This is a genomic window from Paenibacillus foliorum (genome assembly GCF_013141765.1).
GTDB lineage: Bacteria > Bacillota > Bacilli > Paenibacillales > NBRC-103111 > Paenibacillus_S > Paenibacillus_S foliorum.
This window is the reverse complement of sequence record NZ_WHOD01000050.1, coordinates 58,220-74,714: the sequence shown is the minus strand read 5'-3', so window position 1 is coordinate 74,714 and position 16,495 is coordinate 58,220. Positions and strand designations below refer to the sequence as shown.

Sequence of the window (16,495 nt, the reverse complement as noted above, 5' to 3'; positions counted from 1 at the left end):
TCTCCTTCGCTCAAATCTTATTTTAAATAACCAAGATCCTTCAATTGCTTCTGAGCTGCGTCCAAATAAGCTTTATAGTTCATCGATGTCTCCAAGGTTTTAAGAAAGCTGTCATATTCAGTCAAGGGCCGCTTGCCGTAAATGAATTTAGCCAATTCTTCATCAATATATCGGGTTGCGTCGGCTGCGTTATACCCATTCGGATAATCGACAAAGCCGTTTAAAGCCTGAATTCTTGGCTGCTTGTTAGCAAATTCGATGAAAGGCGTCTGTTTCGCGAACTTTACTTGCAGATATTCCATTTCCGGACGTCCAGTAAATTGATACAGCCAGAAATATCCGCCCTCTTTACCCATTAAATCAGTAGGAATCACTTTATTTCCATCCAGGTTATAATGCTTGCCCTTTACACCGTATTGCACTAATGGAGAGCCATCCTTCCCGGAAACATAGTTCAACAGCTCGAACACTTTTTGCAGCTTTTCCGGATTTTTCTCCAAAGCCTTTGGAATGGCATATAAGGCAGGAGTTTTACCAATATCCCAAGCGCTTGCGAATTTCAGCCCACCCGGACCTTTAACCGCATCGACTTGAATCCATTCCGCCTTCGGATTAACAGCTTTAATCTGCTCGTCAAATTGTTCCTTTGTCACGTTGGGCCAGTCAATATAAATGATTCCTGCTTGCCCTTTAATCGCTTTTTGCTGATGCTGCAGCCCCGAGTTGGCTAACAGTTCAGGATCAACTGCTCCCGAATCGGTCAGCTTCTTAATAAATGCGAGTGCATCCTTCATGCCAGGATCGAAAAGAGCATTAACCAGCTTATTATCCCTCACATAAAGACTTGGGTATCCTGCATCGAAGCCAACCCCATAAGCACCAAAAATAGTATAAAATGCTCCCAGCTTGCCGCCGGTAATACCGTACGTATCCTTTTTGCCGTTTCCGTCGGGGTCTTTGTCAGTAAAGGCCTTAGCCACTTCCAAAAGCTCATCGGTTGTAGTCGGTGCTTTCATCCCCAGCTTATCCAGCCAATCCTTGCGGACAAAGTACGTATCGTAAGGGATTTGCGGGGACTTGGCAATCGCGAACACTTTACCGTTCATCGTCCCTTTCTTCAAACTATCCTCACCTATAAAATCCTTAACAGGCTTCAGCTTATCCATATAGGATGTAAGATCTAATAATAACCCCTGATCCGAAAATTGCTTCAATTGTTGTCTATCTACAGCAAATAGATCAGGAAAGTTGGCCGATGCCATACGCACATTCAATTGGTTTTTGTAATCATCCTGAGATGCGTACACGGTCAGATTTAAATCAGTTCCCAGTGCTTTATCCAGCTCTTGCTTAATAATATCCTGATCCGGTGAAGGTAATCCCCCTCCGGTTTCGATAATGTTCAATTTCACGGGCCCTGTGCTTTTGGCAGCAGCAGCTGGAACTGGCGCCTCCTTTGAAGCTGGTGCTGCCGCAGGTTCAGGCTTTGTCCCCGTGCTCTGGCCCCCACAGCCTGCAAGCAGTGTACCTCCAACCATAAGAAACGCCATAGAAAACGTAATTGCTCTTCTTTGTTTCATTGGAATCCCCTTCCCTATATTTCATTTTATATATTGAAGCGGTGCCTTAGCTCCAGCTGCAGTCCGAAGCAACGGTTCCGACGATCAACCCTTCACAGAGCCTAACAGCATACCTTTGGTAAAATGCTTTTGAATAAACGGATAAATTATGATTACCGGCAAGCTAGCAATAACAACCGAAGCCATCTGCATCGTTTCGGTGGGCAGCATATTTTCTGCATTATCCATAGGCTGTTGAGTGAGCATTAGGATCTCACGGATGACGACTTGGAGCGGGAATAACGTACGATCCGTCACATACATAACAGCTTGAAAAAATTCATTCCAATGCCCCACCAAATAGAACAAGCCTATCGTTAGCAAGGAAGGTACAGACAGAGGAATGACAATTTGCATCAATATACGAAATTCCTTCGCACCGTCCATTCTTGCGGATTCGAACAATTCGTCAGGAAGATTTTCAAAAAAGCTTTTCATAATGAGCACATTAAAGCTCCACACCGCATTTGGCAAAATCATTGCCCAGACTGAATCAATCAACCCCAACGCTTTAACAATTAAATAAGTCGGTATAATGCCACCACTAAACAGCATCGTAAACACAACCAGAAACAGGAGCCATATGCGCCCAGGCAGCTTCTTACGACTAAGCGGATAAGCCATCAGCGCGGTCAAGATTAGATTGAGAACCGTTCCAACGATAGTGATGAAAATCGTTATCCAGAACGCCTGTGGAATATTCGATTCGGTAAACAGCTTATGATAAGCCGTGAATGTCACAGATTGTGGGATCAGAATGAAACCGCCATTTTTAAGAACCTCAGAAAAAGGCGTAATGGAAACGGATACAACATACATTAGCGGAAAAATCGCAGCCAATCCAGCTAATCCCAGCACCACATACACAACCGTATTTATTAACCGATCCTCAAATCCTCTTACCATACTCCTTCATCCCCCCATCTCTTAGACAGATGATTAGAGCCTAGCACCAAAAACAACCCTATCGCCGACTTGAACAAACCTACGGCCGCGCCCAGACTGAAATTTAACTGCTGCAGACCGGTACGGAACACCCATGTGTCTAAAATATCCGCCACTTGATACACTTGAATATTATACAAAATATAGATTTGATCGAAGCCTGCATCCATGATGTGACCTAGTTTCAAAATTAGCAGCAGCACAATGACATTACGAATCCCAGGCAAAGTAATATGCCAAATCATTCTCACGCGACTTGCTCCATCCACTCTTGCTGCTTCATATAGGGTCGGGTCAATTCCTGTCATAGCTGCCAAGTATATGATAGCTCCCCAACCTAGATCCTTCCAAATTTCAGAGCCTACCAGAATGCCGCGAAAATAGTCCAATGAGGTCATAAAGCCAATCGAACTGCCTCCACTATCTTCAATCCACCGATTGAATAACCCAGAGCTTTGAGACAGTAAGGAAATCAAAATTCCATAGATAATGACCCAAGAAAGGAAATGCGGCATGTAGGTTAAGGTTTGAATCACAGTTTTGAACCAGCGATTGCGGCATTCATTAAGTAGCAAGGCCATAACAATCGGCGGCACCATGCCAAAAATCAATTTGTAGATGGAGATTAAGCAGGTGTTGATCATTAGCTGGCCAAAATACGGGGAGTTGAAAAAGGTTTCAAAATGCTTATACCATGGATCTGCCCATGGGCTGCTAATAATGCCATCCAAAATGCTAAAATCTTTAAAAGCTATGATCACCCCATACATGGGTAGGTAACGAAATAAAACATAATACAGAACACCGGGCAACAGCATGAAGTAAAAGGCGCGGTGTGCCCAAACATTTTTGCCGAGGAGCTTATATTTCGATTCCTTAAGCTTGGCTGCGGATAAACTTTCCATCGACAATGGCTGATCCATTCTCATCATACGGCCCCCCTTCCTTTTTTTACCCACCCATTCTTTTCTACCTACCCATTCTTTTCTACCCACCCATTCTTTTCTACCCACCCAAACCCTCCCTACAGGGAGGGCTCCAAGGGCTCTGCCCTCTGGACACCCTTCAAGTGCTTGGGGAGGAGTTACGATAGACGTTGCCTAGCAAGTAATGTGCGTACAGCGTGTTCGTCCCTTCGGGACACACTTAACTTTTGGTTTTCCGATACAATTCAATTTGAACTGATATTTCTGAGTCAAAGGGATAATAACCATAAGTCACTGAGCTATAGGGATAGCACTCATAAGCATATGAGCGGATAAAATAGTGTTAATTAACATCTTTTTAACTTAGAATAGTTCAGCTTAAGAAAATCATAAAGCTGGAGCCAAACTGAAAGTGTGTCATGAATGACTATAACTATATTTTAGCAAGCGCTTTCTTTTCGTTCTATACAGTGATCTTGCGAAAGTGTATCAATTCTTGTATACGCGTTATTCTTTAAATGATAGCTCTGGCAATTTAATTCGAATTAGGGTCCCAACCTCTGGCAAACTGGCTATACGAAGCCCATATTCAGCGCCAAAATGAAGTCGGATACGCTCGTGCACATTCATAATACCTATACCTGTAAACCGGTGTTTACTGGGGGCTTTTCTCCGTTCGGAAAATACGCTCTCCAGCTGAAGCGAGCTCATTCCAAGACCATTGTCCCGAATTATTATCAATAGCTTACCGCGGCGTACGAAAGCACGGATACGTATAAGGCCTTGCACCTTCTGAGGCGCCAATCCATGAAAAATTGCATTTTCCACTAAAGGCTGTAAGGTAAGTTTCAATATCTTGCAATCCAGCGTATCCGGGGCAATATCCATTTCAATACTGAACTTCGCGCCATAGCGTACCGTTTGAATATGCGCGTACATTTTCAGACCCTCCAGCTCATCCTGCAATGTTACAAACTCACTGCTTTTGTCAAAGCTGAATGATAGTAGTCCGACTAGAGAACGGATCGTCTCACGAACTGCATCCGTTTTCTGCTGTTTTGCCAAACTACTGATGCAAGCTAACGTATTATATAAAAAATGCGGGGCAATCTGGCTTTGCAGCATTTTCAGCTCATATTGATTTTTGCGCGTCTCCATTTCCTTGGTCTCGATCAGCAGATGATGGATACGTTCCATCATGGCGTTGTAGCTCTTGGCTAGTCGACCAATTTCATCCTCACGCTGAACTGAAATACTTGGGAGCACCTCCATATCCCGCACACGGTCCATTTTGGCAACCAGCATACGCACTGGATATGTTACATAACGGCTCATCATATAGGAGCTGATCAACAATATTAACACCCACACAAACGCAGCTGTCTTGTAGTTGTTGTAAAGACTGATGATATTTTGATAGAAGTAACTATCCTCAATAAAAGCTATGAAGTACCAGCCCAGCTTGTTCATACCTGATTTTACCGCGACAAGCTTACCTTTAGCTCCATTCAACTCGGTAATTCCGACCGGCAGTTCGCTTATCTGAGAAACAAAGGCGCTTTTTAATTCAGGAGGAAAAACAGCCGTATTATAAGGCAGCAGCGCATAATAATACAGGGGCCAGGTTGCATCGAACGTATTGACCACATTATTTTTGTTGGTGACAATGGTAAATGTCTGATTCCGTGTATTCATAAATTGAGCAAGCATATTCGTAAGCCGGATCAAATCGATTTCTATTACAGCCATGCCTTTCACTTCATCCTCTGATTTAGAAGTAATGGGTAAAATGAAAGCGACGGTTTTCCCAGACAGGGAAGATTCATAGGGTTCACTGATCATAATGCCGTAATTGCTCTGAGCCTGCTTATACAGTGTCGATAAATGAGTGTTCCCAATGATATCTAAATATACCTGAGAGTTAGACATCACTTTTCCATCCGCGCGGACCAAATATAAGGTTCTATACAAAGCGCTGTTTTTCTCTGCATATTTCCTTAACACTTCAATCGCTTCCTGCTCCTTCCCTTCATCCAGCAGATCATCACGCGTTGAAAGCAGAAGCAGTATATTTTGAACATTATCCAAATAGGCATCCAAATATAAGTTTGTACGATCAATAATGACCTTTGCGTCTGTAAGCACCTGCTTGCGGAATAGCTGCTCAGCATCCTGTAAGTTATTCCAGGCAAGCAGCCCGAATAATATGAGTGAACCTGCAAATAAAAACACAAAGTGCTTGATTGCAATACTTCGACTTTGAAACCAGCTAACCCTATTTTTTTTCATGCCGTTCAACCTTTCTTGAAATCAGTCGGAGCGACACCGGTCCGATTACGGAACAACACGGAGAAATAACGGTAGCTCGGTATTCCAACCTGCTCTGCAACCTCATATACCTTCATGGAAGTTGTTTGCAATAAGTGTATAGCTTTGTCTATCCTCAATCGAGTAATGAACTCGTTGAATGATTCGCCTACTTCCTCCCGAAACAAACGGCTTAAATAAAATGAACTCAATCCAACCTCCTCGGAGATTAAAGTTAATGTTATCGGCTCCCCTAACCGCTGTGTAATTATCTGTTTGGCCATCGCAACCTCCTTGCGGCATCTGTTCTTCACACCGTCAGCTGCCTCAAGCTCTCGAATGAAGATCGCTGTCAGCTCAGTTAAGGTTCGCGACAAGGCAATCCTTTGCAGCATATTATCAAGAGTCCCCTTCTCATTTCTCATGGTCTTAAACAGCTCTTTGGAAGTCTCCCTCAACCATTGCTTCAGCTCATCCGGATCAGCACGATAACTGTTCGCCCATTCGGTAAACCGTGTTCGAGCAAAGTTAATAAGCTCATCTCTTCCGCGGGCTGCTGCTTCACACATTTCGCTTAGCAGCATACTCCTTATCTGCTCACTCATTGAAGCAGTTGCTCCACGGCTGTCCAGCCCGTGAAGATACACATTCTCACAACTGTCATAAAAAAATGCCGCAAAGGGTATCTGGACATGGCTGATTTCTGATAAAAATACCGTACCTTCTTGTATCGCCTCACTAACTACTGCAAACAAACGTACCGCTTCACTAACAAAGGAAAGTCGTTGGTCTAATTCGTCCTGTAATCTTCCCATAGCGCTTTTCACTTGTTCATGTAGAAGTTGAATGTGCACATCGATAGGTGAATGGAACAAGAACAAATAATCGGTATTTCCTAATGGAACCCAGCGATATCCCCCCCTTGAAGCAATCTCCCACTCACTAAAAGCAAACTGCAGCTCGTGGTGCACATACATCTCGTTCTCTGCCCTTACATTGAGATGAATTCGAATAAAACGTAGAGGATAGTCTAGCTTCCACTTTTCAAGTATGGGATTTACAGCATCCAAGAGCGAAGCGTCTGCTCCAGTCCGTGAAAGCAGCATAGAAAGCTGCCAACGCTGCTTATCCAATTCACTGCGGCGATGGTTCCTCTCACGATCGATGGCTTGCCTAGCTCTGTCCAATGCATGCTCCAGCTCACTGTCCAATAACGAAATCTTTATGAGATACTCCAGCGCTCCTAGCTTTATTGCATCTCTTGCATATTCAAAATCGCTGTGACAGGTGAGCAATATTACCTGCGTTTGAGGAAATTCACTCTTAATGGTCCTGAATAACTCCATTCCATCCATAATCGGCATCGTTATATCTGTAATGACCACATCGGGAGATAGTTTACGGCATAGCTCCAATGCTTCCATCCCGTTCTCCGCTTCACCGACCAGTTCTGCCGAACAAGCTGACCAAGGAAATAAGCGCAGCTCCTCACGCAAAGGCAGCTCATCGTCAACAACCAAGACGGTCAAAGGATTTATTTGCATATTTAGCCCCACCTTAACACATAGTAATCGCTTTCATTATTTGTTCAATATCATACCATAGGCATTTATTGGAACCTATACATAAAACATGTTAAAAAGTACGAAAAATGACTAACAAATTTAACTATTGCTTGATTTCTATAAAAAGGAATTGATAAGATTACGGGGAATAATAGTTATGTCGAATAAGGAATAATTATGGAGAAATAGAGATTTTAAGTGGAGAGGATTAACAAACATGAACTTGTCGGGGCGGATATATGCTAATACTTTTGTTCAACTGCTGGCTGTTATATTTCTGACTCTATATGTATACTTCACACGCCATTTATACCCCATCAACTACGTGTGGTTTATATTGGCTGTATCATTAGGAGTTTTGGGCTGTATTCGTATAGTCAATGAGGCTTTGCTCGCTTGTCTGATAATAGTTATTTTGTACGGATGTTACACACTGTATATGCTTTATATGGGTAATCCCCATTACCAAATCGGTTGGAACGATATCATTTGGTTACTCGTCTTCCCTTTCTACGCGCTTGTTGGTGGAATTAACAGGAATGATGCTCGGGCGAAAACATGGGGAATGAGAAATATGGGGATCAGTACCGACAGTGAATTGGATGAACCCTATCCCACCGATGGAACTATAGAACTGGATACGATGATGGGCTTTGCAGATTCCACCAGGTTTATGGGAAAGCTACAAGAAGAAGTATTTCGCGGACTACGTGCTAAACGTACACTCACTTTAATGCTCATCGAAGTTCAATACTTTCAAGAGTTCAAGAATGAATACGGCCATGAGCAAACCCAGCTGCTGGTACACCGAGTTGCTGAATTAATTCGAGATGTCATGCGCGATGTAGATTGCAAAGGATATTTGGGCGATGGTTTGTTTGCGGTCATCTTAACCGGATCCGATCAAATGAACGTAAGTATCTCCATAGAATGGATGGATGACAAATTCAATTCCTTACTTTTGTCGAGACCTCGACGCGAAGGCTCAGTCAAGGCCAGACTGCGCTATGGACGTTCTGAATGTCCGCAGGATGGTATGAACTTTCAAGAGATATACGATAAGGCTAAGCTTGATTTAATAATAAGCGTGTAACACTAAAATAACAGGAACACAGACCGAACCCTTTTACGCAGCAAGCAGTAAGAAAGTGTTCAAACAGGGGACTTTTTGAACAACCTCAATAAAGGAAGTGCTACTTTAATGAAGCTAAAGCTAATTGCACGCTTATGTATCCTTGTGGCTTGTGTGATGCTCATCACTCCTATTCTCTCGCCCACAGTATACGGACAAGCACAAGCCACACCGGAAAACTTCCCCCTATTTGGTGGTGATGATCGAGTCATTAGAGGAGAGAATGCAAGGGACGAATCGTATTTCGAAATTGGAAAAGGTCGCGCCGCTGCCGTTGGCTCCTACTTGGACTTATATTATGGTCACTCACCAACACTACTTCCAAAGAACTCTACTTTAACACTACTTGTTAATGATCTTCCAATCGGCAGTGTTGCCTTAGATGATTCAAATAAAGAACAAGCACTTTGGCGGGTCGATCTCTCTAAGCTTGGACTTAAATCGGGTTTTCATAAGCTGTCTTTACAGACTCACATGGAGATAGCAAGTGATGTATGTGTGGATCCTCAAAATACAGCCAATTGGATGGTTATTCATAAAAACAGCAGAATCAACCTTAATCTTGTACCAAGCTATGATAAAGCTGACCTGACTACATACCCCAGTCCTTTCTTTGAAAAGGGAAGCACGAATCCGTTTCAGTCTATTATTGCAGTACCTGATAATATAGACCAGAATGAGTTCTCATCCGTAGCTCAACTAGCTCAGTATTTCTCCACGCAAGCATCGGACAAACGAATTAAGTTTCCGGTATATGCTGAATCAGAGCTTACAGACATCATTTTGCGCGATAATCGTGTGATATGGTTCGGAAGGACGGACCGCTGGAAGGAACGGGGACAAGCCGCTATAGAAGCACTACGAAAGCTTACTGGCGCTCCGGCTAACCAATGGCAATCGTTTATCGGTGTGGCGCCTTCTCCTTGGAATCCTGCAAATGCACAGCTAATCGTCGCAGGGAATGAGGCGGAATTATCCAGTGCGGCAACCATCTTAACGGACGAAGCTTTATTTTCTCAGCTTCAAGGCAACATTTCTATCGTACCTGCGAATTTGAAAAAGAAAGAAGCTCCCGCAGAGTTGAAAATTGGAAGTCCTTACACCGTTACCTTAGAAAAGATGGGGTATAACAACCTTACGGTAGAAGGAGTAGAACAAGGAAGTGTGCGGATCAATTATCCAATTCCAGGGAACTGGGACTTTGATAATGGCGCAGGACTTAAGCTCCTGTTCAAGCACTCTAAATCCATTAATTTAAAGCAATCCGTTGCATCGGTTAAACTAAACGGCGTTCCTGTTGAAAGTGTCCGTCTAACTGAAACTACAGCTGATGCTGGGATTCTAGAGCTGGTATTGGATCCAAGTGTAATCGGTTCGCGCAGAACATTAGAATTTGAAGTAGCGTTTCAATTTATTAATGCCAATAGCAATAATAAGGATACTCAAAATCAGAACCTTAAGGATTATTGCTCCAATCCCAGCTATCTCGGTAACTGGGCAGTCATTGATAAAGCCTCTACATTAACTTATATCCCTGCACAACGGCAAACTCAGAGACTCGAATCACTTCCTTATCCATTTGTTGTGAATGGGCACTGGAATCAAACAGCTTTGCTGCTGCCGGATCAAATCGGAACGAATGAACTGAGCATGGCGTTGACGCTGGCTGGAATTATTGGCAGAAACTCGCAAGACAATACTGAATTATTACTGTTTAAAACTTCAAATCCTGGTTTAAAAGAGCTACTAAAAGACCTTAACATTATCTATTTAGGCACATCCAAGAGCTTACCCGACTTCATGAATGGATTTTCTGGCAGCCAGGTTCAATTCAAGGATGATCAGATCCTTTCTCTTGCGAGTGATGTGCAATTATTAAGTGAACTTCAAAACAACTCTGCGGTCATTCAAATAACTCATTCACCGCTTAATCCAACCAAAAGCTTGCTGCTTATGTCGGCTTCGTCCGCAGAACATGAAGCATCCATCACTAATGCTCTTACAAGCCCGGACGAAAGCAACAAAATAACCGGTAAATTTGTGATCGTTGACAATCAAAATCATGTACATCAATTTCCTGTCAAAGAAGATCCGGTAGCCCCTAAACCTCAAAAACCAAACGCGGGTATCTTCTTCAACAATTCGGACAGCAGCATTAATCCCTACGTATTTCCTGTTACATTTTTGCTCATCGTGGTGCTCACTATTACAATACTATGGTTGGCTCGTAAACGACGGTAATTGTTATCACCAAAAAAACGCCATTTTCAATTCTAAACTGCTTAAATGCAGTCTATAGTTGAGAATGGCGTTTTGCATTATGAAAGAGCTGATAGTTACTTACAACGCTATCGATTAGCTACAAGCTACTTTAGAGATAAAGATTAAACGAGTTGTACGTTTTCCAACCATTGAACCTCATCAGCCGTAAGCTTGATTTGGGATCCCTCAAGGCAGGACTCCTGCTCAGCCAGGTTTTGAGCTCCAATTAAGGCTGCGCTTGGGAACGATTGATTCAACACATAGGCGAGCGCGATTTGAATAGGACTGACTCCCTTCTTCTTGGCCAGCTCTTCAGCGCGGCGCAAACGCTCCCAGTTAGCATCACTGTAATATACACGTACCATCTCAGCGTTCTCGAGCTTATCCGGAGCAAAGTTGCCGGTAAAGAAGCCTCCTGCCTGTGATGACCATGAAAGCAGCGGCAATTGAGTTTTCTCATGCCATTCGCAGGTTGCTGTATCTGCAGAAACGCAGCCTGCCCACCGCGCTTCATTCGGCTTCGCTAAGCTCAAGTTAGGGCTGCTGAAGGTAAAGCCGATTAATCCGTTGGCTGCTGCGTAATCATTGGCTTCCTGCAGCCTTGTATGCGACCAATTGGAAGCTCCAATTGTGAGAATACGGCCTGCGCGAATATGCTCATTCAGCGCATCAATAATAACGCTTACTGGAATGTTGACATCATCGCGGTGCAGCGCGTACAAGTCCACATAATCGGTTTGCAGCCGACCTAGACTCGTTGCAAGATCGCTTGCGATAGCTGTTGGATTAACACGTGGTCCGTTTGCGTCATGATGTGCACCCTTTGTCAAAATGATTACATCCTTACGATTGCCTCGATCCTGCATCCATCTGCCAATTGTTTCTTCACTCTGGCCGCCGCGGTAATTAAACGCAGTATCGATTGTATTCCCACCCAATGCAAAAAATTGATCCAACACCGTACATACTTTGTCATAAACCTCATGAGTAAAAAAGTCTGAGCCTTGAATCAGGCAGCTTACAGGTTTTTCCAAGCCTTGTACACGAATGGTTTTCATAGTTTGAACACTCCTTTGAGTTGGTGTAAGAATGGGTATTGTTCAGCTTGAATGAAAATTAAATGACAACGCGTATACGTTCTTTGGCGGATTTGAGGCAAGCATCAATGACCTTCATATTTAGAATAGCATCGGAACCGTCAAATAGCTGTGGTGTACCTTCTAGAATGCTCCGTCCAAAATTGTCTGCCTGCAGAGAATATTGGTTAACATATGGCACCTTCACTTCTCTGCGCTCTCCTTTAACGGTGACAAAAAAATGGTCCTCTTCGTTCAATCGAGTTACATAAGCGCAAGGCAATTCTATACGTCCTTCTGTTCCAAGAACCTCAAGAACATTTCGTCCCGCAGCCCACATTCCGCAGTCGAAAGTTAGAGCGACACCGCCTGGAAATTCCAGCAGACCAGAAGCCATCATGTCGACATTATCATGCTCCGGTGAAAAAAAGGCGTGTACAGTAGCTGCTTCCGGTTCTTGCTCCAACAGAAACCGCGCCGCGCTAATCGGATATACTCCAACATCATAGAGCGATCCTCCACCCATGAACTCGTTAAATCGAACATTGCCATGATTTTGTGAGCTGTTAAATGTAAAGGCTCCATGGATTCCGCGAATCTGGCCAATCTCGCCCGATTTAATGACTTCTTTCATCATGGCATAACGAGGATGATGTCGGTGCATAAAGGCTTCTGCAAGCTTAACGCCGGCCTTATCGCAAGCTGCCTTCATCTCTTCGGCCTCTGCGGCATTTAAGCCGATTGGTTTTTCGCAGAGCACATGCTTGCCCGCTTCTGCTGCTTTTATCGTCCATTCTTTATGTAAGTGATTTGGCAAAGGTATATAAATGGCATCTATGCTATCATCATTTAGCAGCGCTTCATAGCTCCCATAAGCAACTGGAATGTCTAATTCTTTCGCTGTCTGTACGGCTTTACTCTCATCACGGCTGGCAATAGCTGCAACCTCGCCTGTCTCCGACTGCTTGGTACCCGGGATTACCGCCCGTTTCGCGATTCCTGCGCAGCCGAGGATACCCCAGCGTATCTTTCGTTGTTCCATTACATCTCCAACTCCTTATGAAATATATTAAATAAGACTATATTGCTATTATAGAAAACAAAATTTAATATGAATATAGAAACTTTTTGCGCACCTATACAACAATATTGTCTTTAATTAACGTAGGAGGTTCTTTTGATATGCAGCGCCAGCGCTCACTCCCAACCTTGGCTGACCATGCCTTTTTTTGTTTACCGGAATCCGTTGGCTGGTATATGGATGCCCCCTGGCATTCTGTTGACCGTCAGGAAAATGCCCTGAACAATTTCAGCCTTCATATGATAGTAAAAGGCAAAGGCTTTTTAGTCGCAGAGAACCAAACCTACACCTTGCAAGCCGGAGATGCATTCTTGTACTTCCCCATGCAGAAACAACGCTATTACTCCAGTCAGGATGACCCCTGGGAGGTACGGTGGATGCATTTCTATGGTTCAAAGCTGAAGGATTATCTACTGGAGAGAGGCTTACATCGTTCTCATCTATGGACCGTTCGTCAGTGGAAGCCTTTGGAGCAAGCTTATCATGAGCTATTGTTGGAAGCAGAGGAAAACACATTTTATAGGCTGACTCGACTATCCACATTGACTTATTCTGTGATCGCTGAGTTTGTCAATCAAGCAGAGCCGTTATCCACTAACAAGAACGAAGAAACTACCAATCGAATACTACATCTGCTGCCGCAGATTCAGCAGGATGCTTGCAAGCCCTTCGAATTAGAGTATTGGGCTGGACAAGCAGAGGTCAGCACCTATTATTTCTGCAAGCTGTTCCGCAAAGTAACTCAAATGACACCCATGACCTTCGTTACATTATGCAGATTACAATTAGCCAAGCAATGGTTATTAGAAAAGCGGGAGGTTACGATCCGTCAGATTGCCTTGGATTCGGGCTACCCTAGCACGAGCTATTTTAACAAGCGTTTTCTGGAGCAGGAGGGTATGACACCATCGGATTATAGGGATTTATACTGGAAGAATTAATAGTTTATCTGCTGCAAAATGGACAAAGGCTTCTTTTTCCAGTAATCTTGAACATATTGTGAGATCAGTCCACTATTAAATAAAACCCTTATAAGGAGTATGTATGAAATCACTAGTACTTGCAGAAAAACCGAGTGTTGCTAAGGAAATTGCACGCGTGCTTGGCTGCCATCAGAAGTCAAAGCACTTTATAGAAGGACCTAAATATGTCGTTACATGGGCTCTAGGACATTTAGTCACGTTAGCTGAGCCGGAGGATTATGATACCAAATATAAAACGTGGGAGCTTGAGGATCTCCCCCTGCTTCCAGAACGGATGAAGCTGAAAGTTATCAAAGAAACAACCCCTCAATTTCGTGCAATTTCACAGCTTGCCCAACGAAGTGATTTTGACAAGCTGATAATTGCTACCGATGCTGGACGCGAAGGCGAGCTTGTTGCCCGGTGGATTATGGAGCTAATCCGGTGGCGCAAGCCATTCCAACGCCTCTGGATTTCCTCCCAGACGGACAAAGCCATCCTGGACGGGTTTGCTAAGCTGAAGCCTGGTCGTGACTACGATGCCTTATTCCAAGCGGCAGTGTGTAGAGCTGAAGCCGATTGGTTAATCGGGTTGAATATTACTCGTGCGCTAACCTGCAAATACAATGCACAGCTTGCTGCCGGCAGAGTTCAGACACCTACCCTCGCCATGATGATGGACCGCGAGAAAGAAATCAGATCGTTTCAATCTCAGGATTACTGGCTGCTCAAGGCACAGCTGGGAGGCTTCCAAGCCATGTGGAGAGGCAAGCAGCAGACGGACGGACGATTGTTCGACAAAGCAGCTGCAGATACACTTCTGGCCAAGATGCAGGGTGCCCAAGCCAAGGTTACACAGCTGAGGGTAACAGAGAAAAGCGAACCGCATCCACTCGCCTATGATTTAACCGAGCTGCAGCGGGATGCCAACCGCAAATACGGCTTTTCTGCTAAGCAGACCTCCAATGTGCTGCAAAAGCTATATGAGCAGCATAAGATAGTTACTTATCCAAGAACAGATTCCAGATACCTGACCTCGGATATGGTTCCTACATTAAAGGGACGACTGGAAAGCATCAGTGTTCAGCCGTACGCCGCTCTTGTTAAACCGCTGCTGCGCAAGCCTTTAGCTGTCACCAAACGGATTGCCGATGACAGTAAGGTATCCGACCATCACGCGATCATTCCAACAGAGCAGGCTCCCCTGCTTCATACGTTAAGCGCCGATGAACGCAAGCTGTACGATCTGATAGCCCGCAGATTTATAGCTATATTCTACCCAGCCTTCCGCTACGATGAAACATCTGTTACGGTTGAGCTGGCTGGGGAAAGCTTCTATGCCAAAGGCCGCGTCACGAAGGATATCGGCTGGAAGGCTGTGTATGGCCAGGATAGCTCTGCTGCGTCTAGCCTCTCTGATTCAGCTGACAGCGATGCTGAAGGACAAGCCGAGGATGAACTACATGGCACGCAAGCGCTACCTGTTCTAAAGGTAGGAGATGTGCTTCGCGAAGCACGCTGCAGCCTGGATAAGCGTGCGACTAAGCCGCCCTCCCGTTATACAGAAGCTGCACTGCTCTCCGTTATGGAAAAGCATAGTCTTGGCACTCCAGCTACACGTGCCGACATCATTGAAAAGCTGCTGTCCACCGATACCATTGAACGCAAAATGAACACGCTGCAGCCAACAGGTAAAGGGGCACAGCTAATAGAGCTTGTAGTACCCGCGCTGCGTTCCCCTGAGCTAACCGCCAAATGGGAACAAGAGCTGGAGCGCATTTCCAAAGGTAAAGGAAGCATGAAGGATTTTATTCAAGCGATACGGGGTCAAACTACTGACATGGTGCGTCTTGTGAAGCAAAGCAGCATTGAGTACAAACCGCATAACCTGACTCATTCCAAATGTCCAGAGTGCGGCAAAAACTTACAAGAGATCAAAGGCAAGCGGGGAAAAATGCTCGTTTGTATAGATCGTGAATGCAGCTACAAACGGGCTTCAGAGCCTCAGCTGTCTAACAAGCGTTGTGCCCAGTGTCATAAAAAGATGGAAATACACACAGGAAAAGCAGGCAAATATGCGCAATGCCGCCACTGTAATGTGATTGAAATGCTTACTGATGGGCCGCGGGAGGGCGGAAAAGCCGCCAAGCGAAACTCTGCTCAGATGATTAAGCAATTTAGCGATAATACTACTATTGGATCCAGCTTGGAAGAAGCCTTAAAGGCAGCGCTGCAAAAACAAAAAGAGGAGTGAGGCGAAATTCGCCCGCTCCTCTTTTCTATACTTCAGCGCTGACCACCTGAAGCAGCTTAGGCTTTACCTGAGTCTCATAGTACTGACGCAGCTGCACCTTTTCAGTTTCAGTAAATTGATACTCACAATCACGGCCCTCATCTTGCGGCACAATCTGGAAAATTTCACCTGAATGGGTGCAAACAAGCAGCGCGGTTAAATCCAATAAATCTGTAGGCATAACACTCTCCGGCGACAGTTCAAAGCTCAGTTCTACATCAACCCATTGACTGTCCCGCGGCTCTATTGATGCGTGTAATCGTTGAAATATCAAATCTGAATGATCATCTGACCCGTATTGGATCATACTGCCACCTCTTTTCATTC

The 16,495-nt window shown here is 44.4% G+C and carries 12 protein-coding genes; 4 read left to right on the top strand and 8 right to left on the bottom strand.

Translation table 11 applies throughout. From position 1 onward, the window contains the following. Positions 1-17 precede the first annotated feature (17 nt). The 5 genes from GC093_RS11565 to GC093_RS11545 form a co-directional block, all read right to left on the bottom strand. Positions 18-1,580, bottom strand: a complete 1,563-nt coding sequence (locus GC093_RS11565) for an extracellular solute-binding protein (RefSeq protein WP_171652034.1) — start codon at positions 1,578-1,580, stop codon at positions 18-20. An 84-nt stretch (positions 1,581-1,664) separates the two neighbouring features. After that, entirely contained in the window at positions 1,665-2,525 is an 861-nt protein-coding gene (locus GC093_RS11560; protein WP_171652033.1) for a carbohydrate ABC transporter permease, read from the bottom strand. Further along, positions 2,519-3,469, bottom strand: a complete 951-nt coding sequence (locus GC093_RS11555) for an ABC transporter permease (RefSeq protein WP_376768644.1) — start codon at positions 3,467-3,469, stop codon at positions 2,519-2,521. Before GC093_RS11555 ends, GC093_RS11560 begins: the two co-directional genes overlap by 7 nt. A 528-nt stretch (positions 3,470-3,997) precedes the next feature. Further along, positions 3,998-5,779 (bottom strand): cache domain-containing sensor histidine kinase, encoded by a 1,782-nt coding sequence (locus GC093_RS11550; RefSeq protein ID WP_171652032.1) that lies wholly within the window; start codon positions 5,777-5,779, stop codon positions 3,998-4,000. Between the two features lie 5 nt (positions 5,780-5,784). Further along, on the bottom strand, positions 5,785-7,341 hold the full coding sequence (locus GC093_RS11545; protein WP_171652031.1) for a response regulator transcription factor: 1,557 nt from the start codon (positions 7,339-7,341) through the stop codon (positions 5,785-5,787). A gap of 238 nt (positions 7,342-7,579) precedes the next feature. Between GC093_RS11545 and GC093_RS11540 the strand changes: the two genes are divergently transcribed. Continuing rightward, positions 7,580-8,455, top strand: coding sequence for a GGDEF domain-containing protein (locus GC093_RS11540; RefSeq protein WP_171652030.1), 876 nt, complete (start codon positions 7,580-7,582; stop codon positions 8,453-8,455). A gap of 108 nt (positions 8,456-8,563) precedes the next feature. Continuing rightward, entirely contained in the window at positions 8,564-10,735 is a 2,172-nt protein-coding gene (locus GC093_RS11535) for a cellulose biosynthesis cyclic di-GMP-binding regulatory protein BcsB (protein WP_171652029.1), read from the top strand. A 143-nt stretch (positions 10,736-10,878) separates the two neighbouring features. Here the strand turns inward: GC093_RS11535 and GC093_RS11530 are convergent, their stop codons facing one another. Beyond that, on the bottom strand, positions 10,879-11,814 hold the full coding sequence (locus GC093_RS11530; protein ID WP_171652028.1) for an aldo/keto reductase: 936 nt from the start codon (positions 11,812-11,814) through the stop codon (positions 10,879-10,881). A 58-nt stretch (positions 11,815-11,872) separates the two neighbouring features. Then, the gene (locus GC093_RS11525) at positions 11,873-12,874 is read right to left on the bottom strand and encodes a Gfo/Idh/MocA family protein (protein WP_171652027.1); all 1,002 of its coding nucleotides are present in this window, start codon (positions 12,872-12,874) and stop codon (positions 11,873-11,875) included. Between the two features lie 140 nt (positions 12,875-13,014). On the opposite strand from GC093_RS11525, the gene GC093_RS11520 reads away from it, so the two are divergent. Both GC093_RS11520 and GC093_RS11515 read left to right on the top strand, forming a co-directional pair. Further along, entirely contained in the window at positions 13,015-13,854 is an 840-nt protein-coding gene (locus tag GC093_RS11520) for an AraC family transcriptional regulator (RefSeq protein WP_171652026.1), read from the top strand. A 103-nt stretch (positions 13,855-13,957) separates the two neighbouring features. Further along, the gene (locus GC093_RS11515; protein ID WP_171652025.1) at positions 13,958-16,129 is read left to right on the top strand and encodes a DNA topoisomerase III; all 2,172 of its coding nucleotides are present in this window, start codon (positions 13,958-13,960) and stop codon (positions 16,127-16,129) included. Between the two features lie 25 nt (positions 16,130-16,154). Here the strand turns inward: GC093_RS11515 and GC093_RS11510 are convergent, their stop codons facing one another. Next, the gene (locus GC093_RS11510) at positions 16,155-16,475 is read right to left on the bottom strand and encodes a hypothetical protein (RefSeq protein ID WP_171652024.1); all 321 of its coding nucleotides are present in this window, start codon (positions 16,473-16,475) and stop codon (positions 16,155-16,157) included. Between the last annotated feature and the right edge of the window lie 20 nt (positions 16,476-16,495).